3 protein-coding genes and 1 riboswitch are annotated in these 3794 nt (G+C 34.2%); of the genes, 2 read left to right on the top strand and 1 reads right to left on the bottom strand.

Going from position 1 to position 3794, the window contains the following annotated elements:
• A partial coding sequence (locus tag RT405_RS11900) for a chloride channel protein (RefSeq protein ID WP_313469939.1) occupies positions 1 to 374 on the bottom strand: 374 nt, incomplete at its 3' end.
• Positions 375 to 481: 107 nt separating this feature from the next.
• Positions 482 to 549, bottom strand: a riboswitch (Fluoride riboswitch).
• A 297-nt stretch (positions 550 to 846) separates the two neighbouring features.
• On the opposite strand from RT405_RS11900, the gene trkA reads away from it, so the two are divergent.
• Both trkA and RT405_RS11890 read left to right on the top strand, forming a co-directional pair.
• A complete protein-coding gene (gene trkA / locus RT405_RS11895; protein WP_313469937.1) occupies positions 847 to 2223 on the top strand; it encodes a Trk system potassium transporter TrkA in 1377 nt (458 codons plus the stop codon).
• Positions 2216 to 3661 (top strand): TrkH family potassium uptake protein, encoded by a 1446-nt coding sequence (locus RT405_RS11890; protein WP_313469935.1) that lies wholly within the window; start codon positions 2216 to 2218, stop codon positions 3659 to 3661. The genes trkA and RT405_RS11890 overlap by 8 nt, the downstream gene beginning before the upstream one ends.
• The last annotated feature ends 133 nt before the right edge of the window (positions 3662 to 3794 follow it).

Below are 3794 nucleotides of genomic sequence, written 5' to 3'. Positions count from 1 at the left end.
ACCGCGGTTCCTTCTCGCCCAGCAGATCCGCCAAGTAGATGTGTCGTTAATGTCCCAAATAAAGTTAATGGGACTAAGCGAAGTGGAATGTGTTCATCTGCACCGTTAGCTTGTTCAATAACTAAATTATTTCCTTGAATAGCATTTTTACCCATTCTTTTATAAAAGAATGAAATGAGAGCCCCACCAAAAGGTAGCAAATAAAAGAGCCAGCTATAAGCTGATTGCTGTTTTGAGACCCAAGTTAAGCTAGTGAGAAAAAAAGCCGTCACAGATCCAATCAGGAGGCTAAGTACTCCAGTTATCAAGATCCATTTTATACTATATAAAGCAATTGCTGTTACATTATTTTTGATTAAAACTATTTTTTGCATACTTGATTCACTACTTTCTATTATTTTTTTTACTTTGTTCAGTTTTTGAACCTAACAAAAAGCAATACAAAAAGAGCCTGCTTAAATAAACATATCAAAGTATGCTTATTTAAGCAGGCGTCATTAATCACACTGATTGTGATGGTTAAAGGCGAACACCATCGCCGATGTAATTGGTACATCAAGATTAGCACGGAGTAATAAAGAACACAAGAATTTTTTTGTAGTTACTTAACAAGAGAACCTATTATTTTTTTTGTTATTCAGCGGAAGAATTCTCTATTTAACTAATAAAATTTCTAAAATAGAAGATTAGACTAGATTCTTCATCTAGAGAGTGATAACATAGCGCATAGGTAAAAAAGTAATGATGTGAATTTTTAATTTTTCGTAAATAAAAATAGGTTCTTTTATCTTTTTATTTTTCTGAAAATAATTAAAATATAGTGTAAGATGGAGGATACAAAAAAATATGAAAATTGTTATTGTAGGTGGAGGGAAAGTTGGGGAATTCCTTTGCACTTCACTTTCAACCGAAGGCAATGATATTGTTTTGATTGAAAAAAATAGTAAAATTTTAGAAAGAATCACTAATAAAACAGATATTATTGGAATCGTGGGAAATGGAGCAAATTATGATATTCAAATAGAAGCAAATGTAGCAGAATGTGATATCTTTATTGCCGTTACAGAAATGGATGAAATCAATATGATCTCGTCAATCATTGCTAAAAAATTAGGAGCAAAAAATACTATCTTAAGAGTACGAAATCAAGAGTATTCGTCGCATATGGATTTTGTGAGAGAAAGTTTGGGAATAACGATGATGATCAATCCAGAGCTAGAAGCGGCAAAAGACATGGCTAATTTAATAAAGTTTCCTTCTGCATTGAGTGTCGAAGCATTCGTTAATGGACGTGTAAATATGGTGGAGATGGAAGTTACAGAAAAGAGTCCATTAAATAAAATGAATCTGGTTGACTTTAAAGATGAGTATAAAGATATTATGGTAATGATTGTTTTAAGAGACGAGACTGCTTTTATTCCATCTGGGGATACGATTTTAGAAAAAGGCGATCGTGTATATGTTACTGGCGGCCAAAAACAATTGAATAAATTTTATAAATTTGCTGGTTCATATAAAGAGAAAATCAAATCTGTGATGATCGTCGGTGGTGGAAGAATAACCTATTATCTTTTGAAAATGTTGAGTCCGTTAAAGTTGGATATTAAAGTTATTGAACAAGATGAGGCCAAAGCTTTTGAATTAAGCAGTCATTTTCCTGAAGTAGTGGTCATTAACGGAGACGGAACCGATCAAAGTTTTTTAGATGAAGAACATATGGAAATGTATGATTCTGTAATCAGCCTGACAGGAGTTGATGAAGAAAATGTCATCAATTCTATGTATGCGGCAAAAAAAGATATGAAAAAAATCATCACAAAAATTAACCGAATATCTTTAATGAAAATTCTAGGCAGCGTGGGACTGCAATCAATCGTCACTCCAAAGAGAATTATCGCCAACAATATTATTCGTTTTGTTCGTTCGCTCGAAAATTCTCAGGCTTCAAATGTAGAAGCGCTTTATCGTTTGGCAGATGACCAAGTAGAAGTACTTCAATTTAAAGTCAAAGAAAGCAGTCGAATTATCAATATCCCTTTAAATGATCTCAATACTAAGAGCAATTTATTGATTGCTTATATTATTAGAGGGAAAAAAGTTCTCTTTCCAGATGGGCAAGATATGATCAAGCCGAATGATCATGTTATTGTAGTAAGTACAAACCGGACATTCAATGACATTGATGACATTTGGGAACAAAAGAAGGCTAAAAGAAATGAATAATGCTATGGTAAGGTTTATAATCGGCAAAATACTTAGAATAGAAGCAGTTTTAATGGTTTTTCCTCTGATAGTCAGCTTTATTTACAAAGAAGATAGTGTCTACCAGTTGAGTTTTTTAGTTGTGATTCTCTTGTTACTGATTCTTGGATATGTATTATGTAGAGGGAAAATATCTCAAAAAAAGATATATGCTAAAGAAGGCTTTGTAATTGTTTCTTTAACATGGATTTTATTATCTTTTTTTGGAGCATTGCCTTTTGTGATAAGTGGCGATATCCCTTCAATCATCGATGCTTTTTTCGAGACAAGCAGCGGTTTTACAACTACCGGTTCAAGCATCTTGATCAATGTTGAATTGCTTTCTCATTCGATGTTATTTTGGCGTAGTTTTACTCATTTAGTAGGTGGAATGGGTGTCCTTGTATTTGCGCTTGCTGTGATGCCGCAATTGGGTTCTGAGTCAGTTCATATTATGAAAGCAGAAGTGCCAGGTCCTGTTTTTGGAAAGATCGTGGCTAAACTCTCTACTTCTGCGAGAATTTTGTATCTTATTTACCTTTCGATGACCGCCGTTATGGTTGTATTGTTGTTGTTTGGCGGTATGAATCTTTTTGATGCTTTGTTACATGCATTTGGAACAGCTGGAACAGGTGGATTTGGTATACGAAATGGTAGTCTCTTATCTTACGATAGTGCCTATATAGATACGGTCTTAAGTGTGGGAATGGTCTTATTTGGAATTAACTTTAATTTGTATTATTTGATTTTGATTGGTCACGTCAAAGATGCACTTAAGAGTGAAGAGCTGCGTTGGTATTTTATGATCATTGGATCAGCTGTACTATTGATCTGTTTAAATCTCTTTAGAACTTACGATTCGATTGGCAGGATGGTTCGAGATGTATTCTTTACAGTTTCTTCGATAATCACGACAACTGGTTTTTCAACAGCAAACTTTGGACAATGGCCTCTCTTCTCGAGAACGGTGTTATTGTTATTAATGTTCTTTGGAGCCTGTGCTGGTTCAACAGCAGGGGGATTGAAAATTTCAAGAGTTATTTTGATGTTAAAGTCAGCTCTGGCAGAATTTAAAAGAATGCGTCAGCCGAATCGGGTTGTTGCAGTAAAGTATGAAAATAAAATAGTTGACCGTGATATCCTTCGTGGAATTTCCAGTTACCTGTTGGTGTATCTTGTTGTTTTTATTGGCCTAGTGTTAATTGTCAGCTTTGACTTTACTGATTTTGAATCAGCTTTTAGTGCGGTTGCTGCGACTTTTAATAATATTGGCCCTGGCTTAGGGACTGTTGGACCAGCAGAAAGTTTTGCAGGATTATCCAACTGGACTAAAGTATTATTATCTTTCGTTATGATTGCGGGAAGATTGGAGATATTTCCAATCATTATTCTATTTTCCCCAACTACTTGGAAGAAATAATTTAATTAACGTGAAGAGAGCCTTATACTTTTAAACTCTAATAAAAAAATAAAAAAAAGCACTTTACTCAATAAGTTTTGAAGTGTAGTGACCCCTGAATGTTAGACTTTTTTTTGAAGTGGAGAAATCCACT

It is taken from the genome of Carnobacterium sp., assembly GCF_032094055.1.
In the GTDB taxonomy this organism is placed as follows: Bacteria; Bacillota; Bacilli; order Lactobacillales; family Carnobacteriaceae; genus Carnobacterium_A.
The sequence above is the reverse complement of the archived record's forward strand: the minus strand, read 5'-3'. Positions and strand labels throughout refer to the sequence as shown.